The sequence below is a fragment of the Actinocorallia libanotica genome (genome assembly GCF_039525175.1).
In the GTDB taxonomy this organism is placed as follows: Bacteria; Actinomycetota; Actinomycetes; order Streptosporangiales; family Streptosporangiaceae; genus Actinocorallia; species Actinocorallia libanotica.
Genome location: NZ_BAAAHH010000128.1, coordinates 1 through 536, shown reverse-complemented (window position 1 = coordinate 536; position 536 = coordinate 1). Strand labels below are relative to the sequence as shown.

Sequence of the window (536 nt, the reverse complement as noted above, 5' to 3'; positions counted from 1 at the left end):
CTCTCGAAATGAGTAAAATCAATACCTCTTCGATTTGCCGAGGTGCTGTGTTTAAAAGAGTTAATGGGCTTCTGATGCATTACCTCCAAGCTGTAATCAGCAAGATTCTAACACTTAACTACTCCATAGAAGAAAACTCGTCTTCTGCACAAAAGTTTCAGCGCATCTTGATAGAAGATTCTACGTTTGTACCTATGGGAGCAATCAATGCTGCGAATTTTCCAGGTCACGGAAATAGCAACGGCGTTACAGCTGGATTCAAGCTCGATCTGGCATTTGATGCACTCAACAACCACATTCTACATCAACAGTTTAGCCCAGCTAGAGAGTCCGACAAGAAACTCGGAAAGCAGCTCATCGAGAACATTCAACCCAACGATTTAGTACTGCGTGATATGGGCTACTTCTCCATTGAATCATTTAGCAATATTGAGGCTCAATCAGCTTTTTGGATATCAAGATTACCCAGCTCAATTAATGTGTTGTTAGAGAATGGTAAGTCATTAGAATCAAAACTAAGATTACGCAAAAATGAC

1 protein-coding gene is annotated in these 536 nt (G+C 40.5%); it reads left to right on the top strand.

The annotated features are described in order from the left end of the window. Positions 1–536 (top strand): transposase (locus tag ABD140_RS40000; RefSeq protein WP_344248309.1); only part of this gene is annotated, 536 nt, incomplete at both ends.